This window comes from Aeromonas sp. S41-2, from assembly GCF_027705845.1.
In the GTDB taxonomy this organism is placed as follows: Bacteria; Pseudomonadota; Gammaproteobacteria; order Enterobacterales; family Aeromonadaceae; genus Aeromonas; species Aeromonas hydrophila.
Window position 1 is genome coordinate 565,607 of record NZ_JAPDCG010000002.1, and the last position, 24,801, is coordinate 590,407.

Below are 24,801 nucleotides of genomic sequence, written 5' to 3' on the forward strand. Positions count from 1 at the left end.
GAGCCTTGCATGGTGACCACCTTTTCCTGGCGCAAGCCCAGTAGCTGGAGTCTGCTGCTGCTCTGTCTGCTGCTGGCCGGCTGCTCCACCCGGGTCGTCTATTACTGGCTCGACGTGGCCATCGTCTGGCAGCTGGACGACTACTTCTCGCTGGATCGCAGCCAGAAGCGCTTGCTGGACAACGAAGTGAAGGGGCTGATGGCCTGGCACCGCCAGCGCGAGGTGCCCCGTTATGCCGACGATCTCGATGCGCTGGCCAAGGCGGTGGCGAGCCCCATGACCCCGGCCCAGGTCTCCCGCCATCTGGATGCGGCCCAGCAGAGCCTGACCCGTACCCTGGAGAACACGGTACCGCGGGCGGTGCGGCTGGCGCGCACCCTGACCGAGGCGCAGGTGGCCATGTTCATGAAGGACAGGCTCACCCGCCAGGCGGAACGGGAAAAGGAGTTTGCCGACAAGCCCAGGGAGGAGATGCTCAAGGAGTTTCGCGACAAGATGAACGAGCGGCTGGTGTTCTGGATTGGCGAGGTGAAACCGGCCCAGGCCCCGCTGGTGGCCCAGTGGGCCCAGTGGCAGTACGAGCTGCAGGCCCCCTGGCTTGAGTTCCAGACCGCCTGGACCAAGGAACTGGACCGGCTGATGAAGCAGCGCCAGAGCCAGGACTTCGGCGCTCAGCTCACCGCCCTGCTGCAACAGGGGGACGGCCTGATGGATGGCCGCTTCACCGGCTACACCGATCAGTCGCGCCAGCGCACCGTCAACTGGCTGAGCGATCTCAGCCAGTCGCTGGACATCTCCCAGCGTGCCCACCTCTACAGCCTGCTCAAGGGCTATGCCCGCGATTTCAGGCAGATGTCGGAGGGATAATGGTGCCAAGAGGGCCGGCCGGCCCCCATGCCCTTGTTCTGGCGGGGCCCCTGTGGTAGTTTGCCCTTTCTATTATGCGGGAATTAACTTTTTGAGCCTGACCGACAAAGTGAAACTGGCGCTGATGACCCTGCTCATCACCCTCGCTCTGTTGTTCTCTACCCTCTCGGTGGAGGGGTTCAAGCTGCCCGCAGCCCAGCAGTCGACCCAGCAGGTACAGCTGATGGGGGATACGGTGGCACCGACCGATGGCGGCCAGGTGATCCACAGTGCCAGCGACAGCGACGACGGGGTCGTCAAGTTCGTCAGCTCCCACCAGAATCACCTGCTGCGGCTCGAACACTCCCTGCGCAGCGATCATCAGCCCGGCAACGTGGTGTACCAGCTGATCATGAGCTGGTCCCAGCAGGCGATCCTGCTGCTGCTGTGCGGCCTGCTGTTCTATGCCGCCCTCTTCTATCGCAGACACAGTTTCCGCGATCGGTTTGCCACCATCCATCGGCACCGGTTGCAACGTCAGCACCTGCAATACCGTTTCTGTCAGAGTTACCTCGCCTGACCCCGATGGGGTCCGGTCCTTTCGCACCACCTCATCGCCTCCTGCTGCCTGCTCACCGCGCGTGAACGGGCCGCTGTCTCATTCGTATTTTCTTGCGTGCCGCCTGCGTGGCGAGTGCGCAGCCTTCTCCTGACAGAGGCTGATTTCATGAGAAAAAAGAGTCGTATCACCTTGAACCGCATGAACATGTGGCAGTACGCCCTGCTGCTGCTCATGCTGTTCACCTTTGCGTTTTACTCCCTGCCCACCTTCTTCGGTGAGCAGCCCTCCCTCGGTCTGCACGGCCAGACCAGCCTGACCGAGGCGCAGCGTACCCTGCTGGCCGACAACCGCATCGAGCCACTCAAACAGGTGCAACAGGGCGAGCGGGTCGAGCTGGTGTTTGCCAGCCAGGCCGAACAGCAGCGCGCCAAGCAGCTGCTGGAGCAGCAGGGCTATGACAGCTCGGCGCTGACCCTGGAGTTCTACTCCAACGCCCCGGGCTGGATCAGCCAGCTCGGCGCCGCCCCCATCAAGCTCGGACTGGATCTGCGCGGCGGCTCCCAGCTGTTGATCGGGGTCGATCTGAGCTTTGTGGTCGACAACCAGACCAAAAACCTGGTGGACATGCTGCGCACCCAGTTTCGCGAGGCGCGCCTGCGCGGCGCCAACGTGGCCCGGGTGAGCGAGGGGGAGGTGAGGGTGATTTTGCCTGAGGTGGCCGATCAGGCGCCCTGGCTCACCATCATCAAGGATTCCGCCGGCACCCGGCAGGATCAGTGGACCCTCAAGCGCAGCGGCAACGAGCTGCGGCTGGTGATGAGCGAGGCCGAGCGTACCCTGCTGGCCAACAACGCGGTGACCCAGAACCTGTCGATCCTGAAAAAGCGGATCAACGAGCTCGGCATCGTCGAGGCCTCGGTACAGCGCCAGGGTCAGGACGGCATCCGCATCGAGCTGCCCGGGGTGCACAATCCCAAGCAGGCGAAAGAGGTGATCGGGGCCACCGCCTCGCTGGCCTTCTACGAAGCCCAGGCCGACAGCCGCTTCTTCATGGCGGATCGCAACGGCCAGGCGGTCGGGCTGGCCCGCAAGCCGGTGCTGACCGGCGAGCACATCGTCGATGCCCGCGCCAACATGGGCGAGATGGGGCAACCCCAGGTCAACATCGTGCTCGACAGCCTGGGTGGCAGCAAGATGAACCAGTTCAGCCGCCAGAACGTGGGCAAGCCGATGGCCACCGTCTTTACCGAGTACAAGACCAATGCCGAAGGCAAGCTGCGGGCGAGGAGCGAGGTGATCAACGTCGCCACCATCCAGACCGCCCTTGGCAACCAGTTCCGCATCACCGGGATCGGTAGCCTGCCGGAAGCCCAGGAGCTGGCCATGCTGCTGCGCGCCGGCGCCCTCACCGCGCCCCTCAAGATCCTGGAAGAGCGCAGCATAGGCCCGACCCTGGGTCTGCAGAACATCGAGGCGGGTTTCACCGCATTGGCGTTCGGCATGGCCGGCATGATGCTGTTCATGATGGCCTGGTATCGCAAGTTCGGCTGGGTCGCCATCACCGCGCTCATCGCCAACCTGCTGATGCAGGTGGGGATGCTGGCGGTGCTGCCGGGCGCGGTGCTGACCCTGCCGGGGATCGCCGGTCTGGTGCTCACCGTCGGCATGGCGGTGGATACCCACGTGCTGATCTTTGAGCGGATCAAGGACCGGCTGCGGGAAGGGGGTTCGTTGGCCAACGCCATCGACTTTGGGTACCGCTCGGCGTTTCGCACCATCTTCGATGCCAACATCACCACGCTCATCTGCGCCGTGGTGCTCTATGCCATCGGTTCCGGGCCGCTGCAGGGCTTCTCCATCACCCTGATCCTGGGCCTCATCTCCAGCATGGTGACCGGCATCTGGGGCACGCGCGCCATCATCAATCCCCTGTGGGGCAAGAGCAGCGCCAAGCTGCTGAGGGTGTGACCATGACTGACCACCACCTGTGTCATCGCGCCGCGCGTTCGAGCCTGCTCCGCGCCCGCGTCACGCGCTTCCCTGCGGGAAGCCAGAGCCATCTGCTGTCGAGGGAACAACAATGCTGAGAATGATCATTGCCATGGGGCTGACTCGCTGGCGTTACATCGGCCTGTGGGCCTCCGTGCTGCTGACCGTGGCGAGCATCGCGGTGCTCGCCATCAACGGCCTCTCCCTCGGTCTCGACTTTACCGGCGGCATCCTGCTGGAGTTTCGCATCCAGACCCTGAAGGAGGCCCATGAGCTCAACGCCCTGTTGACGGCCCCCCTGGCGGGCGTGGTTGAGCTGCACGGCGCCGGCGTGCCCGGCGAGTGGCTGATCAAGCTGCCGCCCCACGAGCTGCCCTGGGCGGCCGAGGAGCTGGCGGTGATGCTGGGTCAGCAGCTCAACCTGCCGGTGGAGCTGCTGCGCACCACCATCGTCGGCCCCCAGGTGGGCGCCGAGCTGTTCCAGCAGGGGATGCTGGCGGTGCTGGTGGCCTCGCTGGCCATCTCCGCCTACCTGGCAGTGCGTTTCGAGTGGCGCCAAGCCATCGGCATCCTGGTGTCGGTGCTGCACGACGGTCTGGTGGCACTGGGGCTGCTGGCGCTGTTCAACATCGAGTTCGATCTCAACGTCATCGCCGGCCTGATGGCGGTGATCGGCTACTCCCTCAACGACAGCATCGTCATCTCCGACCGCTTGCGGGACTTGCTCAGCTCGCGCACCCAGATGGGGATCCACGACTGCTCTGACGTGGCCATCAAGGCCACCTTCAGCCGCACCATGATCACCTCGGGCACCACCCTGTTCACGGTGGGAGCTCTGCTGCTGTTCGGTGGCGATGCCCTCTACGGTTTCTCCTTCACCCTGTTCGCCGGCATCCTGGTGGGCACCATCTCCTCCATCACGGTGGCCTCCACCGTGCAGGAGCTGCTGGGCCTCTCGCCGCAGGCTTATCAGAAAAAAGAAGAGGAGCTGGCGGAGGCGGCATGACCCCGCCATTCCCATGCAAAACGGGCCTTCGGGCCCGTTTTTTTATGCGCAGCTGAAATGAGGCTCAAAAGCCCGAGCCCGGTTGCAGCAAGAAGGCGGCCTCCTCGGCGGTGTCCTGGCGGCCCAGGATGGCGTTGCGGTGGGGGAAGCGGCCAAAACGCTCGACGATCACCTGATGGCGGCGGGCAAAGTCGGCAAAGCCGGCGAAGGTCTCCCGCGCCGGGCCGTCTGCCTGCTCGGCCGCCAGCCCCTCGAACAGGGTCACGCTTCTGGCCTGTTGCTCGCGGGATTCGGCGTGCTCCAGCGGCAGGTAGAAAAAGACCCGTCCCAGCGAGGGCAGCGCCAGATCCGCCCCCAGCGAGAGCCCCTTGAGGCAGAGATCCCGCGCCTTGGCATCCTGGGCAAAGGCGGCGGGGGTGCCGCGGTGGATGTTGCGCGGCAGCTGGTCCAGCAGCAGGATCAGGGCCAGCCGGCCCTCGGCCGAATCGGCCCAGTGGGCGAGCTCGCCGGCGGCGGCTGCCGCAGCCAGCTCACCGAAGCGGCTGGCGAGCAGGGCGTCGGTGTCGCTGTTTTTGCCCCACCAAAGGGGCGCTTGGCGTTTGGCGCGGGTGACGTCGTCGGTCTCTTCACCAAACCAGAATGTGAGCAGCGGTTGCCAGGGTTGCATGGAATACTCCTTGGGCCTGCGGGCACCGGATGAATCAAGGCCAAATGACCCTGATGTGGTTGCTGCCGAACGGGCGGCTTCTCGTTACACTGTGCCATCTTTTCCCGCAATAGGGATCCCCCTTCGGCCGGAACCGGTTGGTCGGTTCTGTCGGATGACATTGCCAATGTACTCGATGGTGTGGCGCTGATGATGTGGCCAACAAGGGCGTGGTGTGCTGCGGGAGGCTCTCTTCTACTGACATAAGGATTCTCTGATATGGCCGGAACCAGTTTGTTGGCCCTGCTCGACGATATTGCCAGCGTGCTCGACGACGTGGCGCTGATGACCAAGATGGCGGCGAAGAAGACCGCCGGGGTGCTGGGGGACGATCTGGCTCTCAATGCCGAGCAGGTCTCCGGGGTGCGCGCCGAGCGGGAGCTGCCGGTGGTGTGGGCGGTGGCCAAGGGGTCGTTTCGCAACAAGCTGATCCTGGTGCCTGCCGCCATCGCCATCAGTGCCCTGGTACCCTGGCTCATCACGCCGCTCCTGATGCTGGGGGGCGCCTACCTCTGCTTCGAGGGGGCCGAGAAGCTGGCCCACAAGTTTCTGCCCCACGAGGCGAGCGAGGGGGAGGCGCACACCGCCCCCGTTCCCGATGATCTGGTGGCGTTTGAACAGCAGAAGATAAAGGGGGCCATTCGCACCGACTTTATTCTGTCGGCCGAGATCATCGTCATCGCCCTTGGCACCGTACAGGGGGCGAGCCTGGCGCTGCAGCTGTCGGTGGTGGCGGGCATCGCCCTGCTGATGACGGTGGGGGTCTACGGTCTGGTGGGGCTCATCGTCAAGCTGGACGACATCGGCCTGCACCTGCTGCAAAAGCCCGATGGCAGTGCCTTGCGCCGGGCGGTGGGGCAGGGGCTGCTGGTGACGGCGCCGCGGCTGATGCACCTGCTGGCACTGGTCGGCACCATCGCCATGTTCATGGTGGGGGGCGGCATCCTGGTGCACGGCTGGCCTTTTGTGCATCACCTGATTGAAGGGGCCGCCACCGCCGTGGCTACTCTGCCTGCGGTCGGCGCCGCCCTCGCGCTGGTGACGCCGACCCTGCTCAACGCCGTGGCCGGTGTGGTGGCCGGGTTGGTACTGGTGCTGGCCATGACCCTGGTGAGCAAGCTCAAGCCCGCCAAATAGTGGCGGCGGGCTGACCGTCGCGGGGCATATCCCTGCGATGAGGGCCATTCCGTCAGAGACTGTCTCGTCTGTTGCCTCGGATGGGGGCTAGGCAAGGGCCTGCCCCCTTCGTACTATCCGGCAGACACCCGCTCACAGAGGCGGGGTCAGCCCACATGGACGCAAACAGACAAGGAACGTCATGAAACCACCCGTTTGGCTGGATGATCACATCTATGCCGCCCCCGACTGCCCGGCGATCGACGCCGATTTCCAGCGAGCCCGCGAGGCCCTTAACCGCCTGCCACCCCTGCTGGATGAACTGCCCAAGACCAACGACATCAATGCCTTGCGCCATCTGCTTCGGGCCATCCTGGCCTGCTGGCGCGAGGTGCGCCGGCTGGAGTGGAACTGCCAGACCTACGGCTACAACCGGCTCAGCCGGGATGGGCGCGACGAGGCGGCCAGGGTGCTGCTCTCCCGTGGCCAGCAACTGCAGGCGAGCCTGGCCCAGCTTTGCAAGCCGGTGACCCTGTTCTGGGTGCGCGCTCCCGAGGAGCTGGTGCGCGCCCTGCTGCAGGATCCCGAGCTGTTCGAGCTCGCCTACGCCATTCGCCACGACCGGCGCCAGCAGGATCAGTGGTTGTCGCTCGAGAGCGAGCAGCTGATCGCGGGGCTGGGCGTGGATGGCCTGCAGGGGTGGGGGGATCTCTACGACAACCTGGTAGGAAGGCTCAGGCCGGTGGTGGAGGGGCAGCCCATGGGGCTGGCGCAGGCAGACAACCTGCTGGCCCACCCGCAGCGGGCCCGGCGCGCCGCCGCCTGGCACGCCATCCAGGCTGCCTGGGGGGCGGAGCAGGAGACGGTGGCCGCCATCCTCAACGCCATCAACGGCTGGCGCAACGAGCTGACCCGCCAGCGTGGCAGGGAACGCAGGTGGGATGCGCTCGACGTTTCCTGCCATCAGGGACACCTGGAGCGGGTGACCCTGGAGACCCTGATGACGGCGGCCGGCGAGCACAAGGAGCTGGGGCGACGGGCCCTGCGCGCCATGGCCTGCGCCCAGCAGATCAACGACTTCGCCCCCTGGGATCTCTATGCCCCGGCGCCGACTGTGGCGAGCGGCCTTATCAGTTTCGAGCAGGCGCTGGCCCTGGTGGCCGACGCCTTCGCCGGCTTTGACCCCGAGATGGGGGCCTTTGCCCGCATGATGGCGGCCAATGGCTGGATTGACGCCGCCCCGAGCGAACACAGGCGCAGCGGTGCCTACAGCACCGAGTATGCCGATCCGCCCGAGCCGCGGGTGTTTCTCACTTTCGAGGGAACCCTGGACAACGTCATCACGCTCGCTCATGAGTTGGGGCACGCCTGGCACAGCTGGCTGCTGCGGGAGTTGCCGCTGGAGCAGCGTGACTACCCCAAGACGCTGGCGGAGACCGCCTCTTTGTTTGCCGAGGCGCTGGTGCGTGATGCCCTGTTAGCAGCCACCGACAACATGGAGCAGCGCCGAGCCATCGCCTGGCTGGACGGGGAGCGGGCCGCCAGCCTGCTGCTCGACGTGCCGGCCCGCTTTACCTTCGAGCGTGCCCTGGTGGCGGCGCGGGAGGAGGGCTACGTGGGGGCCGGCCAGCTGCGGCAGATGATGAAATCGGCGCAGCAGCAGTGGTATGGTGACACCCTGAGTCAATATGACGAGCTGTTCTGGGCCAGCAAGGGCCACTTTTCCATCGCCGAGCTCGGGTTCTACAACTACCCCTATCTGTTTGGCTACCTGTTCAGCCTGGGGCTCTATGCCCAGCAGGCGCGGGCGGGGCGCGAGTTCGTCCACGCCTATCGGGAGCTGCTGCGCGACACCGGCCGCATGAGCGCAGAAGAGCTGGTGGAGAAGCACCTGGGGGTCGACATCCGTGAGCCCGCCTTCTGGCAGGAGAGCCTCGATTATGTGGAAGAGGCGGTCGCCCGCCTCGAGCGGCTGGTGTAGGCCGCACGGCGGTTTTTATCCTGGTGGCGGGCCCTGTGGCTCGCCACGCGCATTCAAAGGGGCTCGGCCCCGCAACCTGATGACGAGCATTTGATGCAGCAACGAATCTACCCACAACAGTGGCAAAACCAGCATATCTATCCCGCCCTCGACTGCCCGCAGGTGGCCGCCGATCTCGCCCTGGCGCGCGCCAGTGTGGACGAACTCGGCCTGTTCCTCGAGGGGCTTGGCGCCGTGCGGGCCAATGCGCAGGCGCTGCAGGATTTCTTGCGCGAGGTGCGGCTGCGGGCCCAGCGCATTCGCAATATCGGTTGGAACCTGGCCGTGCTGGCGGCCTGTCAGGGCAGTCAGGATGCCCGCGACGAGCAGGCCAAGCAGCTGGCTTCCCGTGCCCGTGCCCTCAATGCCGATCTGTTCAAGACCCTGGCCCCGGTCGAGGATCTGATGCTGGCGCTGCCGGAGCCCGAATTCGAGCAGCTGATGGACGACTCCCTGCTGGGGGAGGAGGCGTACCGGCTGCGTCACGAGCGCCGCTTGCAGGATCAACGCCTGCCGGTGGAGGCGGAGCAGTTGGTGATCGGTCTTGGCACCGATGGTTTGCACGCCTGGGGCAACCTCTACAACGATCTGGTGGGCAAGATCCGGCTGGTGATCGATGGCCGCGAGATGGGGCTGGCCGAGGCGAGCAACCTGCTCTCCAGCCCGCAGCGGGCCCTGCGCCGGGAGGCGTTCGATGCCATCAGCGCCGGCTGGGAGGGGGAGCAGGAGACGGTGGCCGCCATCCTCAACGCCATCAACGGCTGGCGGCTTGAGCTTTCGCGCCAGCGCGGCCGCAGCCGCCAGCTCGATGCGCTCGATCTCTCCTGCCATCAGAGCCACATCGAGCGGGCGACCCTGGATACCCTGATGCAGGAGACCTGGCGCGCACGCGGGCTCGGTCAGCGGGCGCTGGGGCTGATGGCCGAGCGCCTTGGCATCGAGCAGCTGGGGCCGGAGGATTTGTTTGCCCCGCCGCCGGCCGCGGTGAGCCGCGAGATCCCGTTCGAGGAGGCGATCGAGATCATCGCCGAGGCGTTCTCCCGTTTTGATCCCGAGATGGGCGAGTTTGCCCGCATGATGGCCGAAAAGGGGTGGATCGATGCCGAGCCCACCCCCAACCGGCGCACCGGGGCCTACTGCACCAAGTTTGCCGAGCCGGTGGAGCCGCGGGTCTTCATCACCTATGCCGGCACCATGGACAACGTCATCACCCTGGCCCACGAGCTTGGCCACGCCTGGCACAACTGGCTCATTCGCGATCTGCCCATGAGCCAGCGCAGCTACCCCATGACGCTGGCGGAGACCGCCTCCATCTTCGCCGAGACCCTGGTGCGCAGTGCCCTGTTCGAGCAGGCGCAGACTCCCGAAGAGCAGCAGGCCATCGCCTGGGCGGAAGCCGACGGCGCCGCCACCTTCCTGGTCAATATCCCGGCTCGCTTCGATTTCGAGCGCGCCCTGGTGGCGGAGCGGGCGGCGGGCTATGTCTCGCCGGCGCGGCTCAAGGCGCTGACCGACGAGGCCTGGGGCCGCTGGTACGAGCAGAGTCTGTGCCGTTATCACCCCCTGTTCTGGGCGGCCAAGGCGCACTTCTCCATCGCGGGCTTGGGTTTTTACAACTATCCCTACCTGTTCGGCTATCTGTTCAGCCTCGGCGTCTATCAGCAGCTGATGCATCGCCAGAAGGCGGGGGAACAGAATGTGGCCCAGGCCTATCGCGACCTGCTGCGCGATACCGGGCGCATGAGCGCCGAAGATCTGGTGGCCAAGCACCTGGGCCAGGACATCCGCCAGAGCACCTTCTGGCAGGGCAGCCTGGCGCTGGTGGAAGCGGCGGTGGAGCGTTTCGCCCAGACCCGCGGCTAACACAGGCTTGCTGAATGAAACCGCCGGGCAGCCATGCCGCCCGGCGGTTTTTTTTATGGGGCGGGTTTGCCTGGCTGCGGCTGAGCGGGCGGGCGCACCGGCCCCACCAGCAGGGGCCTCGGCTGGTGGCGCAGGTCCGGCTGGTAGCCGTTGAAAAAGAGGTTGAGCACTACCGAGCTGAGGGTGGCCAGCAGAATGCCGCTGTGAAACAGCGGTTGCAGGGCGGCGGGGAAGTGCTGGAAGAAGTGGCCGGAGACGGTGGGGATCATGCCGACGCCTAGGCTGATGGCGACAATGTAGAGGTTGTGGCGATTGCTGTTGTAGTCGGCCCTGGCCAGGATGCGGATGCCGGTGGCCAGCACCATGCCGAACATCACGATACCGGCGCCCCCCAGCACGAAGGGGGGAATGGAGGCGACCAGCACCGACATCTTGGGCACCAGGCCGAAGGCGAGCAGGATCCCCCCCGACATGACGCAGACCCAGCGGCTCGACACCCCGGTCACGCTCACCAGGCCGATGTTCTGGGAGAAGGAGGTGTGGGGGAAGCTGTTGAAGATGCCGCCGATGATGGTGCCGATGCCATCCACCCGCAGGCCGCGCACTATGTCGCCCCGGCTGGCCGGGTGGCCGACGATGTCGCCGAGCGCCAGAAACATCCCCATCGACTCGATGAAGGTGATCAGCATGATGACGGTGAGGGTGACGATGGAGATCGGATCGAAGGTGGGCCAGCCGAAGGCGAACGGCACTATGGGGGCGAACCAGGCCGCTTCACTCAGGCCGTCCATGCTCACTTCCCCCATGGCGATGGCCACCCCGAAGCCGAACAGGATACCGAGCAGCACCGAGATGTTGCTGAAAAAACCCTTGGTGAAGCGGGTCACCAGCAGGATGAAGGCCAGCACCAGAAAGCTGGTGCCGATGTAGCGCAGGCTGCCGTACTCGGGGTTGCCCTTGCCCCCCGCCATCCAGTCGATCCCCACCTGCATGATGCTGATGCCGATGGAGGTGATGACCACCCCGGTCACCACGGTGGGAAAGAGCGGCATCAAGCGGCCGATGAGGGGCACCAGCAGGGTGGAGAGGATGCCGGCGGCGATGGTGGCGCCGAAGATGCCGGTGAGCCCCAGCGCCGGGTTGGCGCCGATGGCCAGCATGGGCATGACGGCGGCGAAGGTGACCGACATGATGACCGGCAGGCGGATGCCGGCGAAGCGGCCGATGCCAAGGCACTGCAGCAGGGTGACGATGCCGCAGCAGAAGAGATCCGAACTGATGAGATACGAAATTTGATCCTTGGGTAGCCCCAGGCTGCCGCCGATGACTAGCGGCACCGCCACGGCGCCGGCATACATTACCAGCACATGCTGCAGGCCGAGGGTAAAGAGCTGGCCGGGGGGGAGCAGGCGCTCCACTTCGTCGATGGCGCGGCCCTTGGCCGCCCCGGGGGGCTGGGTCTGGTTCATGAACCGATCACTCCTTGCGACCCGGCGGCGAGAGCCGGGCAAGATGGGGCAGGCTGGCTGCCCCGTTCATGGATGGGGTCCGGGTCGCCCTGGATCCGGCCGCGCAGGCGAAGGTTGCCTTCACGCGGTATCGCAGGAGGAGTGCAGGAACCGTGCTCAGCCGGCAGGCATGGGTGTCTGTTGGCCCTGTTCATGCGTATTTTTGCAGGCGGGATCACGCTTGCACGCGCCGATGGCTGACAATCGTTTGCCAGTCGATGGGGCCGGGCTTTCAGATTGGTAGCCTGGTTATCATTTCGGTCGGCCGGGCTCTCAGATTGATAGCTGGCAGCGGACGGCGGCGCGCCGTCTGGTTTCATCCGTAACCGAGGGCGTGATCCAAAGCAAGAAAGTAGGATGTTTTGGTGGCGCAGGGCCCCGCCGCTGGGGTAGTTTCGATAAAACCGACACAGATCCTGAGGTCTTATCCATGATCATCTATCTGCATGGCTTCGATGCCACCAGCCCGGGCAATCACGAGAAAGTGCTGCAGTTGCAGTTTATTGATGATGATGTGCGTTTCGTGCACTACAGCACGGTTCACCCCCGTCATGACATGAGCCACCTGCTCAAGGAAGTGAAGAAGCAGCTCGACATGAGCACCGATCCCAAACCCCTCATCTGCGGGGTGGGGCTGGGTGGGTACTGGAGCGAGCGCATCGGCTTCCTGTGCGGCATCAAGCAGGTGATCTTCAACCCCAACCTGCACCCCGAAATCACCATGCAGGGCAAGATCGACCGACCGGAAGAGTACGAGGATATCGGCACCAAATGTGTGTCTGAATTTCGTAGTAAAAATTCAGGAAATTGCCTCTGCATCCTTTCCGTTCAGGATGAAGTGCGCGATAATGGCGAAACTGAGCGTGAATTGAAGAATTATTACAACATCGTGTGGGATGAGCGAGAGACGCACAAGTTCAAGAACATCTCTCATCACCTGCAACAGATGAAGGCTTTCAAAGAAGCCTGATTGATCGTCACGTCATGGATTCAACTATCAAGGGAGCCGATGGCTCCCTTCGCTTTAATGGAACCGAGGTAATTAACCATGACCAATATTGTTGTCGTCGGCGGCGGTGCCGGCGGTCTGGAGCTGGCCACCAGCCTGGGCCGCAAGCTGGGCAAGAAGAACAAGGCCAAGATCACCCTGGTTGATCGCAACCGTACCCACCTGTGGAAACCCCTGCTGCACGAAGTGGCCACCGGCTCCATGGACGCGGGCATCGACGCCTTGAGCTACCAGTCCCACGCCAAGAACCACGGCTTCGATTTCCAGCTGGGTACCCTGACCGACATCAAGCGCGACGAGAAACGCATCGTGCTGGGGAAGATCGTCGACGATAACGGCGACATCGTGGTCAACGAGCGCGAGCTGCCCTACGACTATCTGGTGATGGCCATCGGTTCCGTCTCCAACGACTTCAACACCAAGGGCATCAAGGATCACTGCATCTTCCTGGACAGCCCCACCCAGGCGCATCGCTTCCACAACAGCATGATGAACCGCTTCCTGCAGTTCGCCACCGAATACCAGCCGGGCGACAAGGTGAAGATTGCCATCGTCGGCGGCGGAGCCACCGGTGTCGAGCTCTCTGCCGAGCTCTACAACGCGGTCGAGCAGCTTTATGCCTACGGCTTCAAGAACCTCACCACCGACAGCCTGAAGGTGACCCTGGTGGAAGCGGGCCCCCGCATCCTGCCGGCCCTGCCGGAGCGTATCAGCGGCGCTGCCCACCAGGAGCTGGTCAAGCTCGGCGTGGACGTGCGTACCGCCACCATGATCACCGAAGCGACAGCCGAAGGTCTGCACACCAAGGATGGCGAGCTGATTGAAGCGGACCTGATGGTGTGGGCGGCCGGTATCAAGGCGCCGGACTTCATGAAGGATATCGCCGGTCTTGAGACCAACCGCATCAACCAGCTGGTGGTGAAAGAGACCCTGCAGACCACCCGCGACGAGAACATCTTCGTCATCGGTGACTGCGCCGCCTGTCCGCAGCCGGACGGCAAGTTCGTGCCGCCGCGCGCCCAGTCCGCCCACCAGATGGCGACCCAGGCGTTCAAGAACATCCTGGCCAAGATGAACGGTGGCGAGCTCAAGCCCTACCTCTACCACGACCACGGTTCGCTGGTGTCCCTGAGCCGCTTCTCCACCGTGGGCAGCCTGATGGGCAACCTGATGCGCGGTTCCATGATGGTGGAGGGCTACATCGCCCGTCTGGTCTACATCTCGCTCTACCGGATGCACCAGATTGCCCTGCACGGCTACGTCAAAACCGGCCTCATCATGCTGGTGGGCCGCATCAACCGGGTGCTGCGCCCGACCCTGAAGCTGCACTAAGCCGCCTGGGGCAAACGTGGCGGGGTGGCAATGCTCCCGCGCACCATGAAACGCGCACTATGAAAAAGGAGAGGCCTTGGCCTCTCCTTTTTTGTTGCGGGCGTATCAGGAGGCATCCACCTGCAGGGTGCGCACCTCGGTGAGGGCAGCGGTGAAGAACAGCCGCGCCAGTTCCGGGTCTCCTTGCCCGGCATCGCGGGCGACGTTGGCAATGTCGCCGCCGAGCAGGCTGATGGTGTTGCCGACCTTGCTCACCCGATCGATGAGGGAGCCGAATTGCTGGGAGAAGGCCGTCGTCTGGCCGAGGAAGCCTTGCTGACGCTGGATCTGCCCCTCAATCTGGTTCACCTGTCCCTCCAGGCTGCTCACCTTGTTCTGGGTCTGCGTCAGGGTGACGGCCAGGGCGATGAGACCCGGCAGCCCCAGCAATCCCAGCCCCAGCAGGTAGAGTTTTTTCTTGTTGAGGGAGTCGAGCTCCTGCCGGGCGCCGTCCAGGTTGGATTGCAGCCCGGCGATGGTGGCTTGCAGCTCCACGCCGATCCGTTGCAACGCGATGTTGTCTTGCGTGATGCGATCGTTGGCGGTCTGGCTGGCGGTCAGGGTCTGGGCGGTCAGGGTCTGGATGGGGGCGATCTCCTGCTGGACCAGATCGACGAACGCCTTGAGCGCCTCGGGGTTGAAGGGGCCGGTATTGGCCAGCTGCTGGGTCAGTTGCAGCTCCAGGCGGGCAGCAAATGCCAGGACCTGCTGCTGCATGGTTTGCACCTGGGGCAGCAGGGCCGCAACCACCTCACCGACGTTCTGCTGGATGTTGACGGCGTTTTGCGGCAAACCAGTGAAGGACTGAATGGTCGCTTCGGCCTGCTGCATGTTGGCAATGGATTGGGAAAGAATGCCGTTGCTCATGGAGTCTCCTTGCTGGAAGAGGGCGGCCAGGCCGCCCTCCCGTGGTTTAGGCGGCCAGGCGCGCCACGAAGTTGGCGATGGTGTCGGTCTGCGGCACTTGCAGCGGGCTTACCCCGGCCATCTGGGCCTTGATGGTGGTCACGTCGGTGAGCACCGTCTTGACCGTGGTGTCGGCGGCGGTCAGCCAGAGCTGGCGGATGTCGTCGCCGCTGGTGATCCCCTTGTCCAGGTCGGTGATCAGGCTGCCCAGATCGGAGGTGAGGGAGTCCCAGGCGTTGCTCATCTGGGTGGCGGCGGTGACGGCGTTTTGCGCTTGTACCTGCAGCCCCTTGTAGCCGTTGCCGATCTGGGTGGCGATGAGCACCTCGCTGTTGAGGCTGCTGCGTTTCTGGTACAGATCCTGGCGGGCGCCCAGCGAGTTGTGCAGCACAATGGCGCCAGCCGTGATGCCGCCGGCCCCGGCGACCATCATGGCGACCCCGCCGATGACCACCGGGGTCGAGGTGCCGGCGGTCACGAAGTCAGCCACGGCACCGATGGCGGTGACGAAGGCACCACCAATCACCAGCAGTCCCCCGGCGACGATGCCGGCGATGGCGCCGTCGATGGCCGCGTTCACCTTGTCGATGTCGCCGTTGAGCTGGGCGAGCACCCCATTATCCCCCTGCACCTTGCTGTTGAGGTTCACCACGATCCCCTGGAAGTTGCTGGAGTCGGTGATGAGGTTGTTGTTGAGATTGACGATCACCAGGCGGGTGTCGGCGGAGAGCCGCTGATATTCGGTGGCCTGCTCCTTGATGACGCTCAGCTGCCTGAGCCACTGCGCCTTGGTGGAGCCGGGCGGCAGCACGGCTGGAATGGCGTTTTGCAGGGCAAAGTAGTTGGAGATGTTGCTGATGTTGGTGATGATCTGCGGCTGGATGGTATTGAGATAGAGGTCGGCGTGCCCCTTCGCCAGATCGAGCCCCTGGTTGATCTGGGTCTGGTTGTCCTTGAGGTTCGGGAACTGGCTGAAATCCACCGGCACCTGCTGCTTGACGCTGTTGCAGTAGGTCTGGATCTGCATGGCTTGGGAAGCCTGGTTGGCCATACCCTGGTCCATGGTGATGGTTGTTGCGTTGGTCATTTGGCGTGTCCTTGCGTGGTGGGATTAAGCGTCGGGCAGGATGCCGTTGCCGGCGTAGGCTGCCTTGATGTCGTCAACCTGGCTCGAAAGCAGCTGCCAGGACTGGGTGTTGAGCGCCACGGTGCGTCGCAGCTGGCGTATGTCGTCGGGGCTGTTGAGGTCAGTGACCACGGGCACGGCCCCTTGATAGGCGTCGGCCACCTTCTGCCAGCCTGCGGGCAACTGGGTGACGGTGTCGGCAACCCGGCTGTAGGTGTCGACAAACAGCTGGTTTTGCGCCTGCACCGACTTGGCCACGCTCAGCAGGGTGTTGGTGGCGGCCAGCGCCTGGTAGGCCTGGGCCAGCTTGTCGGTGTTGGTCTTGAGCTCGCGGGCCGCCTGGCTGGAACCAGCGATGCCTGAGGAGAGCGCCTTGAGGCCGGAGATCATGTACTGGGTCTGCTGATCGGTCTCTTTGGCTATCTCCTGCGACGTGGCGGGTTTGGCCCCCTTGTCGGCCGGTTTCTGCTCCAGCGTCAGCGAGGTGACGATGGCCCGCCCCAGCTGGTTGACCCCTTCACCGGCCTTGCCGCCCTCATCGACGATCGCCTGGATATTGGCGGCGATAGCCTTGTTGAGGGTGTCAATGATCTCGGTCTGACGCTTGGCGTCGGCCATCAGATCCTGCTCGAGCTGGGTGATGACGCCGTTGAACTGGGTCATCAGGGGGCGCAGGGAACCCCAGGCCACCTGCACGCGGGTATTGAGTGCCTGGGCATTGAGCCGGTAGCTCTGGGCCTGATCGACGAGGGACGTCAGTTGCTGCCCCAGCCGGGCCCCGCCCGCGAGAACGGCGGCGTCGTCTTCCTGACCAAGCAGGCGGTTGAACGCGGCGACCAGGGCGTAGAAGTTGGAGCCGTTGCTCAGCAGGTGGATAAGACCGGACAGGTTGGTCTGCTGGTAATAGCGTGCCTGATTCATCATCTGGGCCTGGTAGGCCTCGATTTTTACCGCGAGGGTGGAGTCGATCTCGCTGTTGGCCAAGGACTGCTGCATCAACAGCAAGTTCGCATAGGTCTGGTTGAGCAGGGCGGGTGAGGTCGCCGACAGGTAGGCGGCCAGCAGACCTTGATCCCCCAGATCCAGGGTGGCGATCGTGGTCATGACATGGCCTCCATCGCGGTGTCGGCGAGCGGGCTGGCGGGGGAACATGCCCCCAGTGCGAGGGTGGGGTGAGGTAGTCGGGTATCCTGCTGCATCATGCTGCTCTCCTCGTGACGAAGTGGGTCTGTCCCCGCGCTGGTGCCGGGACAGACTCACCCTAGGGAAAGGCAAAATGGGTCACAACTGACAATTTTGTCACTTGATGTTTGAGCCGGATCGGCTAATGAAAGGGGCGTCTTGGCGGCCCGGTGTTGTCTTTTGTCGATAACTCCTGCCGGTAAACAGGCCTGTCATCGGGCTGTGGCTGTGGGATATGGGGCACGATCGGCCAGGGTCTGGCTGGCACGTATCGAGTCTGCCTGCTTGCCTGGTCTTCTGCGCTGCTTTAGGCTGTCTCCCCAGTACACTCCACAAGGAAAGCAAGATGATCCTCTCAACCACTCCCACCCTGGAAGGCAAGACCATTCGCGAGTACCGCGGCATCGTCGTGGGCGAAGCCATTCTCGGCGCCAACGTGTTCAAGGATCTGTTCGCCGGCATCCGCGACATCATCGGCGGCCGCTCCGGCGCCTATGAAAAAGAGCTGGCCCGGGCCCGGGAAATTGCCTTCGACGAGCTCAAGGAGCGCGCCGCGGCACTGGGGGCCAATGCGGTGGTCGGCATCGACATCGACTATGAGGTGGTGGGACAAAGCGGCAGCATGCTGATGGTCAGCATCAGCGGAACCGCCGTGCTGGTTTAAGCCTGCGTCCCTGCTGTTGTGGCAAAGGCCGATAACCTGGTTATCGGCTTTTTTGTGGGTGCTGGCGGTGCCACTTCCCTGGCGATCAGCGGGAAAAGTGCAGATGTATGTTCATAACTTGTTGATTGTTATCTTTAATATTTTTTAATAATGGCCCGCTGCCGATTTCATATTTTTTAACTGGGCGGCGGTGAGCAGTCAGCACTAGAGTGTGTGCCATCAGGACGACATCCGGCATGGATGAATTTCATCTCTCTCAAGGCGAATCAAGATGCACAAGAAATCAGCTCTGTTGACCATCATCACCCTGGCCATCACCGCCCATGCTGGCAGCGTTGCGGCGGCCGTGCCCAATTTCAGCGCCAGCTGCCCCATGAATATCCAGGTCAAGGGAGAAGGGGGAAGTGTCTACATCAACGGCAAGAAGGCTACCCTGAAAACCGATGCCCCCAATGCCTATTCGGCCCAGAGCGGCAAGATCATGATCGGCATCACCTCGGATTCCGCCACCAGCGAGCCCAGCATCGACTACGCCATCAAGCACGACAAGCGGGCCAACGGCCTCTGCACCGTGCAATCCTGGTCGGCAGGCAAGGCGGCCGCGTTGCCGATGGCCAAGGGAAACTCTCCCTATCAGGGCAAGTGGACCGCCAAGAACAGCGGCACCGGTCAGACCGTGGCCGAGATCCGGATCGATGGCAAGGAGCAGGTGTGGGTCAACGAGGTCAAGGTGAAGGCCAAGCGCACCGACGGTGCCCTGCAGTTTCGTCAGGGGATGATCCTCTATACCCTGCAGGGCGATCCGCGAGTGCGCAGCGAAAGCAGCTGGCAGGATACGGATGCAGGCTCGACCGGCCCGATCACGCTGGAATAACCGACAGTTCATCTAGAGGGTAACAGCGGCGCAGGCGATGGCTTGCGCCGCTTTTTTGTGTGGCCAAGAAAAAAGGGGAAGCGGAGCCACGCGCTGGCCGACGACAGATCCCCACCGGTTGTCGACCTTGATGCTCTGCTTCCCCAAACGAGGTTACGGCTGGGTTGCGATGTTGGACGAGCCGGTCTGTAGCCCGGCTGCATTACTCTCTGTCGGTGTTAGTTGAGCAGGGCGGCCTGATAGCCGGCGCACTTGCCCATCACATAACCGAGCTCCAGCTTGCCGGGATCACGGGTAAAGCGGGAGACCGGGAAGTAGTCTGCCGGCGCGATCACCTCTATCTGGCAGTCCGCCGGCGGATGGGCGATGAAATCGAGCGCCTCGTTGTAGCTGCGATCCCGCTGCTCCAGCGCCTGCGCCAGGGCGGGGCGAGTTTTCAGCAGGGTGCGGATCATCCAGGGGAAGGGCATCGGCTTGAGCCGATAGCCGAGGGGCTCGGAGAGGATCACCGTCAGCTGACGGGCGCCGCGCCGGTAGGCCTCGATCACCGGAATGGAGTCGGCCACCCCGCCATCGGTCATCGGCACCCCGTGTACCTCCGGATACTCGCGAGAGGCGAGGGGAATGGCGCAGCTGGCGGGCAGCACTTCGTTCATGTTCTCCGGTTTGACCCGGATGTACTCCGCCTTGCCGGTCAGGGTGTTGGTCACCACCGCGTAGAAGGGAATGCCGCTTTGCCGGTAGCTGTGTACATCCAGCGGGTACTTGCGACAGCTGGTGTGCCATAGCCAGTGGATATCCACCAGATTGCCCCCCTTGGCGAAGCGCAGCGGATCCATGAACTCCTGGCGGCAGGCCAGCTCGGTCAGAATGTCGTGGCTGCGACCATGCTGGCTGGCGAGATAGGCCAGCAGGTTGGTGGCGCCCGCCGAGACGCCGATGGCAAAGTCGAAAGGGTGGTAATCGTGCTCGATGAAGGCATCCAGCACACCGCTGGCGAAGATGCCGCGCATGGCGCCGCCTTCGACGACCAATGCGTGGGGAGAGATGGTTCTGTTCATATGGGGGCCTCATCGCTGAGCCGGCAGTGCCGAGTCGTGTCGAAAATGCCAGCGCGGGGCTGACGAGCGGAGTGGGGCCATTCTAGGCAGGGGCTGTTGTTCGGGATATCTGTCAATTTCAAATCAGTCGTTTTGTTTTTATGAACAAAACAACCCAAGGTGACCACTTGTGATGCTCGCTGGAACTGGACTAGGATGGAGACGATTTTTGTCCGTCGGCCCCGGGAGCGGGGCCCCATCATCTTTGTCAGGGAGTACGCAATTCATGGCTCTGCTCAAACCGCCTGGGCTCAAGCCCGGCGATACCATCGGCTTTTTTTCTCCCTCCAGTGCGGCTACCGCCTGGGCGCCAAACCGCTTTGCCCGTGCCGGAGCGTTTTTGGAGGGGCAGGGCTTCAGACTCAAGGCGGGCAGCCTCACCGGTCAGCAGGATCACTGGCGTTCCGGCTCCATCGCCGCCCGGGCTGACGAGCTCAATGCCCTGATTCGCGATCCTGCGGTGCGCTGCATCATGTCGGTGATTGGCGGCAACAACTCCAACTCCCTGCTGCCCTACCTCGATTTTGATGCGCTCAAGCGGGATCCCAAGATAGTCATCGGCTACTCCGACGTGACGGCCCTGCTGCTCGGCATTCATGCCCGCACTGGCCTCGTCACCTTCTACGGCCCGGCGCTGGTGGCCTCTTTCGGCGAGCTCTCGCCGCTGGTGGACGAGACGCTGGCGGGCTTTCGCCAGATCTGCCAGGCCGGTGGCGCCGCCGTGCCCCACACAGTGCCAACCCCGGCGCAATGGACCGAGGAGCGGCTTGACTGGGAGAACCAGACCCGGGCCAAGCAGTGCCAACCAAACCGACTGATCTCGGTGGGCACCGGTCGGGTGCGGGGCCGGCTTATCGGCGGCAACCTCAATACGATGGCGGGGATCTGGGGTTCCCCCTATATGCCGGCCATCGAGCAGGGGGACATTCTGCTGCTGGAAGATAGCCTCCATTTGGCAACGACGGTGGAGCGCTCGTTTGCCCACCTCAAGCTGTGCGGGGTGTTTGATCGCATCGGCGCCCTGGTGCTCGGCAAACACGAGTTGTTCGACAGTCAGGGCAGCGGCCGGCGGCCGCTCGACATCCTGCTGGAGGTGGTGGGGGAGCCGACCTTCCCCATTCTGGCGGAGTATGACTGCGCCCACACCCACCCCATGCTGACCCTGCCCCTTGGCATCGAGGCGATGCTGGATCTCGATGCCCAGCGTCTCACCCTGTGCGAGCCCTGGCTCGGCGAGTGAGCCCGCGTTGGCTGTCATGGCCGGAGCGGCAAATAAACAAAGAGGTCGCCTGGGCGACCTCTTTGTTATCTGTCTTGCGGTAGGGGCGCTCAGGGCAGGGCATCGGGCCGGAAGCTGGCGCGGATCTGCGGCACCAGAGGGGCTACATCGAAACCCTTCTCTTCTCCCAGCACCGGGTGGAGCAGGGCCAGATCCGGGATGGGGGTCATGTCGCCCGCCAGCAGCTGGCGAGTGGCCTGGCCCATCTGATAGAGCTGGCGTACCGGGGCAAACTGGGTCGCCAGATTGAGGGAGTCATCGGCGCGGGCAAAGGCCATCATGGGGATCTGGTAGCTGGCATCGCGGGGCGGCTTGTCGCCGTGAATGCCCTTGCCAGCGGACATCAGGAACGGCTGGTGATCGCCAAACGCCACCACCAGGTAGCGTTTGCCTGAGCGATCCAGGCTGGTCAGCAGATGCTCCAGCGACGCCATGGCATCCACCACGCCGGTGTAGTAGGTGTTGAGCAGCTGACGGTCGGCATCGCTCTGATCCGGGCATGCCTTGTCGAGCTGCTGGGCCTGGTAGCGATCCCCGTCGAAGGGGCCGTGCCCCTGCATGGTGACCGCGTAGGCAAACAGCGGCTGCTCATCCTGCTCGCTGCGCTTGAGCAGGTGGTCGATGAGGGCATCATCCGAGATATAGAGCCCCTTGTGTTCGAGCGTGGAGAAGCGGGTATCGAACCAGCGCTCCTCATAGCCCAGCGCCGGGATCGCCTTGGCGCGGCCCCAGAACTTCTCCACATAGGGGTGGGCAAACAGGGTCTGGTAGCCACTTTGCTTCGCACTTTGCGCCAGGCCCGGCACCTGCTCCGAGAGGTAGTAGTAGGGTACCACCCCCTGTTTGAGCAGCCCCACCGGCAGGCCGGTATTCATCTCGAACTCCGCCAGTACCGTCATGCCGCCGGTGGTGGGGGAGTGGATGGTCTTGTGCCACTGCTGCACGCTGGCCGGCAGGCTCAAGGTGGGGGGCGGCGCGCAGATCTTGCCCTGCCAGCCGAGCCAGAGGGATTCATATTGCAGCACGATCACCAGATCAAAGCGGGGCGGCTGGCTCAGGCTGACGTGGCTGAGCTGAGGGGTAAACTCGTTGATCTGCAAGGGATAGCGAAACACACTGCCGCTTTGCAGCATCTCGTCCACCAGGTTGAACAGATAGAGGCCGGGCCCCGAGCGGATGATATCCCTGTGGTAGTTGACCGCTCTGTCCACGTAGCGAATGTTGGGCCCCAGCAGCTTGTTGCCGGTCTGGGTGGCGAACACGCACAGTGCAAAGAAGGCGGCGGTGGCGGCCAGGGTGCGCAGGATCCAGCGCGACAGGGCGAAGCGCCAGCACAAGAAGAGGGTGAGCGCACCGCCCAGCAGCGGCAGCACCGGGTGCTGCTCCAGCAGGATGCGCAGCAGCGCCACCAGGTTGCCGAGATCGTCCCCCCCGAGCGGTACCCCGTAGATGGCGATCTTCATGAAATTCGCCAGCAGCCCGATGCCGGACAGCGCCGTGAACACCAGCCCCATGTAGAGGTTGAAGCCCGCCAGCGCGCAGAGGCTCCAGCCCAGCACCATGCTGCCCCAGGCCAGGTAGTAGTGTTCCGGGCGAAAGCCTGACCAGAGCAGAAACTCCCCCAGCTTGAACACCACGAAGCCGTGCAGCAGCACGAAGGTGAGGTTGCCGAGCAGCAGGCTGCCGGCGATGCGCCAGCGCAGATTGCGCCTGAGGGTGGGCAGCACTACCTTCAGCACAGCGGCGCTCAGGGCCAGCACCAGCAGCAGGCTGGTGCAGAGATAGGTGAGGTTGAAACCCCGCTCCGGCAGGGTCTGCAGGATCTGGCTGAATTCACCGCTCTCGGGTCTCTCCTTGAGCAGCAGGCCGATCCGCAACTGATAGCGGCTGGCCAGGGCGTCGTCGGGGGCGCGCAGGGTGCTGTTGAGATCCAGGGTGCAGCGCCCCTTGCGGCACTGCTGGCGCTTGTCCACCGGCTGGCTCAGCTGATCGATGCGCTCGCCCCTCTCATTGAGCAGCTCCACCCTGACCTTGTCACCCTCCTGCAGCGGCCCGCGCAACTGCCACTGGCTGCGCACCACCAGATAGAGGCCGCGGCTGTCGCTCTTGTAGAGCAGGGCGTGACGGGTGAGGGTGGCGATGGGGTTGTCCGCCGGCCCCAGCACCAGCGGCTGGGCCCGACCGAGCCAGCTGGCGGGGTTGATCTGCGGCAGCAACAGGGTCAGCAGCAGCAGCGCCGCCAGCATGGCGAGCAGCACGGAGGGCAGAGCGGGCACCCTGGCTGACAAGCGCGCTGAAGTGGGGGCTTTCATATGGGCTCATCCTTTGAGCGAGTGACGATGAAACATGGCTGCTGCATTTAATTTGACCCGATGGTGATGGGCTTGTTCCTTGTTGTCAATTTAATGACCGGACAATGAACATTGCGTGACCGTGAAACCATGCAAACTGTGATCCCGATCCGGGGGCCGCACTCATTCTGTGATGAAAGCGTCATCATGGCGCTTTGCCACTGGCCTGCCTCTGCCTTGCTGCTTAGTCTCTCAATATGGATGGAGGTACATGTATGAATCCCAAAGTAGCGGCACGTCAGGCAAGATTGCTCCGCATGCTGGAGAGCAAACAGGAGATCCGGATCGGGCGCGAGCAGGACTGTCCCTTGTCCGTGGCCAAGCTGGTGCGACTCAAGGAGGATCATCCAGCGGTGCTCAAGGTCTATCGTCACGGCTTCACCGCCGAGGTGTTCCACCTCAAGGTGGAGGGACATCACTGGTGTCTGAAGCGGCGCCGGCACGACTCCCTGGTGGCCAACGTGGACGGCAGAACCGCCTTCCTGACCGAGCTGGAGCGCCGCCGCGAGATAGAGGCCCTGCGGGAGTTGCACCCCACCATCCTGGCCAACGTGGTCTGTACCTGTTTTGGCTCGGCCCGGGCCGGCGTGCTGGTCTCCCCCTGGCTGCGGGGCGTGCCGGTGCATGAACTGAACGAGCGCAACCTGGCGCAGATGCTGGCGGTGCAGGCGGAGCTGGCCCATTGGGGCTGGTTCGACTGGGATCCAAGCCCCGGCAACCTGCTCGACGACGGTCAGCAGATCAGCGTGTTCGACTTTGGCTACATGTGGCCCTTTGACCCCCGCCATGAATTCAACTCCAACGGCCTCACCGATCCCGCATTTCACGTGCCGGAGCGGCTGGAGACCCGCACCCTTTCGGGCCTGTGGCTCGACGAGCCGGATCCGCTGCCGCAGTTTCGCTACTGGCGCGGCCTGTGCATCAATTGGGCGCAGCGGGAGCTGCAACACCTGACCCGGGAGGGGGCGAGCGCGCCCGTGCTGGCCCGCTTGCAGAGCCTGCTGGGGGAGTGGCGTTCGGCGCTGGCCAGCGAGGAAGCGCTGGCTGCCAACTGGTGGCGCGACATGTATCGCAGCCACCGGCTCGACATTGCCGACGATCTCAGCGGCAAGAGCTGCGGCCCGCTCACCCTGCGCCGGCTCGACTGGTTGCAGCAGGCGGTGACCGAACACTTCGCCGAGCTGGTGGACAACCTGGGCCCCGACGAGGCGGGCTTAAGTCAAGCGGTCTTGCTGAGCCGGCTGGAAGGGCTGCGCGAGGAGATCCGGGCCAACCTGCTGCCGGTGCCGACCCTGGTGGGCTAGGGAGAACCGCACTTAGATC

At 63.9% G+C, this 24,801-nt stretch carries 21 protein-coding genes; 13 read left to right on the forward strand and 8 right to left on the reverse strand.

Features of this window, described 5'->3' with window-relative positions:
- Positions 1 to 9: 9 nt before the first annotated feature.
- The 4 genes from OKC44_RS07035 to secF all read left to right on the forward strand — a co-directional run bounded on the left by OKC44_RS07035 (position 10) and on the right by secF (position 4,403).
- Entirely contained in the window at positions 10 to 867 is an 858-nt protein-coding gene (locus tag OKC44_RS07035; protein WP_043123699.1) for a DUF6279 family lipoprotein, read from the forward strand.
- A 52-nt stretch (positions 868 to 919) separates the two neighbouring features.
- Positions 920 to 1,426 (forward strand): hypothetical protein, encoded by a 507-nt coding sequence (locus tag OKC44_RS07040; RefSeq protein WP_039214529.1) that lies wholly within the window; start codon positions 920 to 922, stop codon positions 1,424 to 1,426.
- 147 nt (positions 1,427 to 1,573) lie between these two features.
- Positions 1,574 to 3,376, forward strand: coding sequence for a protein translocase subunit SecD (gene secD, locus OKC44_RS07045; protein ID WP_024944905.1), 1,803 nt, complete (start codon positions 1,574 to 1,576; stop codon positions 3,374 to 3,376).
- A 112-nt stretch (positions 3,377 to 3,488) separates the two neighbouring features.
- Positions 3,489 to 4,403, forward strand: coding sequence for a protein translocase subunit SecF (gene secF, locus OKC44_RS07050; protein ID WP_024944906.1), 915 nt, complete (start codon positions 3,489 to 3,491; stop codon positions 4,401 to 4,403).
- Positions 4,404 to 4,467: 64 nt separating this feature from the next.
- On the opposite strand, the gene OKC44_RS07055 is transcribed toward secF, so the two are convergent.
- A complete protein-coding gene (locus OKC44_RS07055; RefSeq protein WP_270811817.1) occupies positions 4,468 to 5,070 on the reverse strand; it encodes a DUF924 family protein in 603 nt (200 codons plus the stop codon).
- Positions 5,071 to 5,328: 258 nt separating this feature from the next.
- Between OKC44_RS07055 and OKC44_RS07060 the strand changes: the two genes are divergently transcribed.
- The 3 genes from OKC44_RS07060 (at position 5,329) to OKC44_RS07070 (ending at position 10,108) form a co-directional block, all read left to right on the forward strand.
- Positions 5,329 to 6,246, forward strand: a complete 918-nt coding sequence (locus OKC44_RS07060; RefSeq protein WP_049047786.1) for a DUF808 domain-containing protein — start codon at positions 5,329 to 5,331, stop codon at positions 6,244 to 6,246.
- Positions 6,247 to 6,427: 181 nt separating this feature from the next.
- Positions 6,428 to 8,206 carry a M3 family oligoendopeptidase gene (locus tag OKC44_RS07065; protein ID WP_270811821.1) on the forward strand — a complete coding sequence of 593 codons (1,779 nt, stop codon included), beginning with the start codon at positions 6,428 to 6,430 and terminating at the stop codon, positions 8,204 to 8,206.
- A 93-nt stretch (positions 8,207 to 8,299) separates the two neighbouring features.
- A complete protein-coding gene (locus OKC44_RS07070; RefSeq protein ID WP_270811823.1) occupies positions 8,300 to 10,108 on the forward strand; it encodes a M3 family oligoendopeptidase in 1,809 nt (602 codons plus the stop codon).
- A 53-nt stretch (positions 10,109 to 10,161) separates the two neighbouring features.
- Here OKC44_RS07070 and OKC44_RS07075 read toward each other — a convergent pair whose 3' ends face one another.
- The gene (locus tag OKC44_RS07075) at positions 10,162 to 11,577 is read right to left on the reverse strand and encodes a nucleobase:cation symporter-2 family protein (protein ID WP_270811825.1); all 1,416 of its coding nucleotides are present in this window, start codon (positions 11,575 to 11,577) and stop codon (positions 10,162 to 10,164) included.
- Between the two features lie 469 nt (positions 11,578 to 12,046).
- Between OKC44_RS07075 and ycfP the strand changes: the two genes are divergently transcribed.
- On the forward strand, positions 12,047 to 12,586 hold the full coding sequence (gene ycfP / locus OKC44_RS07080; protein WP_016351064.1) for an alpha/beta hydrolase YcfP: 540 nt from the start codon (positions 12,047 to 12,049) through the stop codon (positions 12,584 to 12,586).
- A gap of 78 nt (positions 12,587 to 12,664) precedes the next feature.
- Positions 12,665 to 13,957, forward strand: a complete 1,293-nt coding sequence (locus tag OKC44_RS07085; protein WP_044800224.1) for an NAD(P)/FAD-dependent oxidoreductase — start codon at positions 12,665 to 12,667, stop codon at positions 13,955 to 13,957.
- A 105-nt stretch (positions 13,958 to 14,062) separates the two neighbouring features.
- Here the strand turns inward: OKC44_RS07085 and OKC44_RS07090 are convergent, their stop codons facing one another.
- Genes OKC44_RS07090 through OKC44_RS07100 form a run of 3 tightly spaced genes read right to left on the reverse strand, consistent with a single transcriptional unit; the run spans position 14,063 to position 17,132 of the window.
- Positions 14,063 to 14,863 (reverse strand): hypothetical protein, encoded by an 801-nt coding sequence (locus OKC44_RS07090; RefSeq protein ID WP_270811827.1) that lies wholly within the window; start codon positions 14,861 to 14,863, stop codon positions 14,063 to 14,065.
- A gap of 46 nt (positions 14,864 to 14,909) precedes the next feature.
- The gene (locus OKC44_RS07095; RefSeq protein WP_017408109.1) at positions 14,910 to 15,989 is read right to left on the reverse strand and encodes an HBL/NHE enterotoxin family protein; all 1,080 of its coding nucleotides are present in this window, start codon (positions 15,987 to 15,989) and stop codon (positions 14,910 to 14,912) included.
- Between the two features lie 24 nt (positions 15,990 to 16,013).
- Positions 16,014 to 17,132 (reverse strand): hypothetical protein, encoded by a 1,119-nt coding sequence (locus OKC44_RS07100; RefSeq protein WP_270811830.1) that lies wholly within the window; start codon positions 17,130 to 17,132, stop codon positions 16,014 to 16,016.
- Between the two features lie 424 nt (positions 17,133 to 17,556).
- Between OKC44_RS07100 and OKC44_RS07105 the strand changes: the two genes are divergently transcribed.
- Positions 17,557 to 17,874, forward strand: a complete 318-nt coding sequence (locus OKC44_RS07105; RefSeq protein WP_011706400.1) for a heavy metal-binding domain-containing protein — start codon at positions 17,557 to 17,559, stop codon at positions 17,872 to 17,874.
- Positions 17,875 to 17,959: 85 nt separating this feature from the next.
- Here the strand turns inward: OKC44_RS07105 and OKC44_RS07110 are convergent, their stop codons facing one another.
- Positions 17,960 to 18,112 (reverse strand): hypothetical protein, encoded by a 153-nt coding sequence (locus OKC44_RS07110; RefSeq protein ID WP_270811833.1) that lies wholly within the window; start codon positions 18,110 to 18,112, stop codon positions 17,960 to 17,962.
- Positions 18,113 to 18,145: 33 nt separating this feature from the next.
- On the opposite strand from OKC44_RS07110, the gene OKC44_RS07115 reads away from it, so the two are divergent.
- A complete protein-coding gene (locus OKC44_RS07115) occupies positions 18,146 to 18,748 on the forward strand; it encodes a hypothetical protein (RefSeq protein ID WP_270811835.1) in 603 nt (200 codons plus the stop codon).
- Between the two features lie 218 nt (positions 18,749 to 18,966).
- On the opposite strand, the gene OKC44_RS07120 is transcribed toward OKC44_RS07115, so the two are convergent.
- Positions 18,967 to 19,809: a patatin-like phospholipase family protein gene (locus OKC44_RS07120; protein WP_270811837.1), complete on the reverse strand. Its 843-nt coding sequence runs from the start codon at positions 19,807 to 19,809 to the stop codon at positions 18,967 to 18,969.
- Positions 19,810 to 20,074: 265 nt separating this feature from the next.
- On the opposite strand from OKC44_RS07120, the gene OKC44_RS07125 reads away from it, so the two are divergent.
- The gene (locus OKC44_RS07125) at positions 20,075 to 21,088 is read left to right on the forward strand and encodes a S66 family peptidase (RefSeq protein WP_270811840.1); all 1,014 of its coding nucleotides are present in this window, start codon (positions 20,075 to 20,077) and stop codon (positions 21,086 to 21,088) included.
- An 89-nt stretch (positions 21,089 to 21,177) separates the two neighbouring features.
- Here the strand turns inward: OKC44_RS07125 and OKC44_RS07130 are convergent, their stop codons facing one another.
- A complete protein-coding gene (locus OKC44_RS07130) occupies positions 21,178 to 23,439 on the reverse strand; it encodes an LTA synthase family protein (RefSeq protein WP_270811842.1) in 2,262 nt (753 codons plus the stop codon).
- A 254-nt stretch (positions 23,440 to 23,693) separates the two neighbouring features.
- Here OKC44_RS07130 and OKC44_RS07135 point away from each other — a divergent pair, with 254 nt between their 5' ends.
- Complete coding sequence (locus OKC44_RS07135) at positions 23,694 to 24,782, forward strand: hypothetical protein (protein WP_270811843.1); 1,089 nt, start codon at positions 23,694 to 23,696, stop codon at positions 24,780 to 24,782.
- Positions 24,783 to 24,801: the final 19 nt, after the last annotated feature.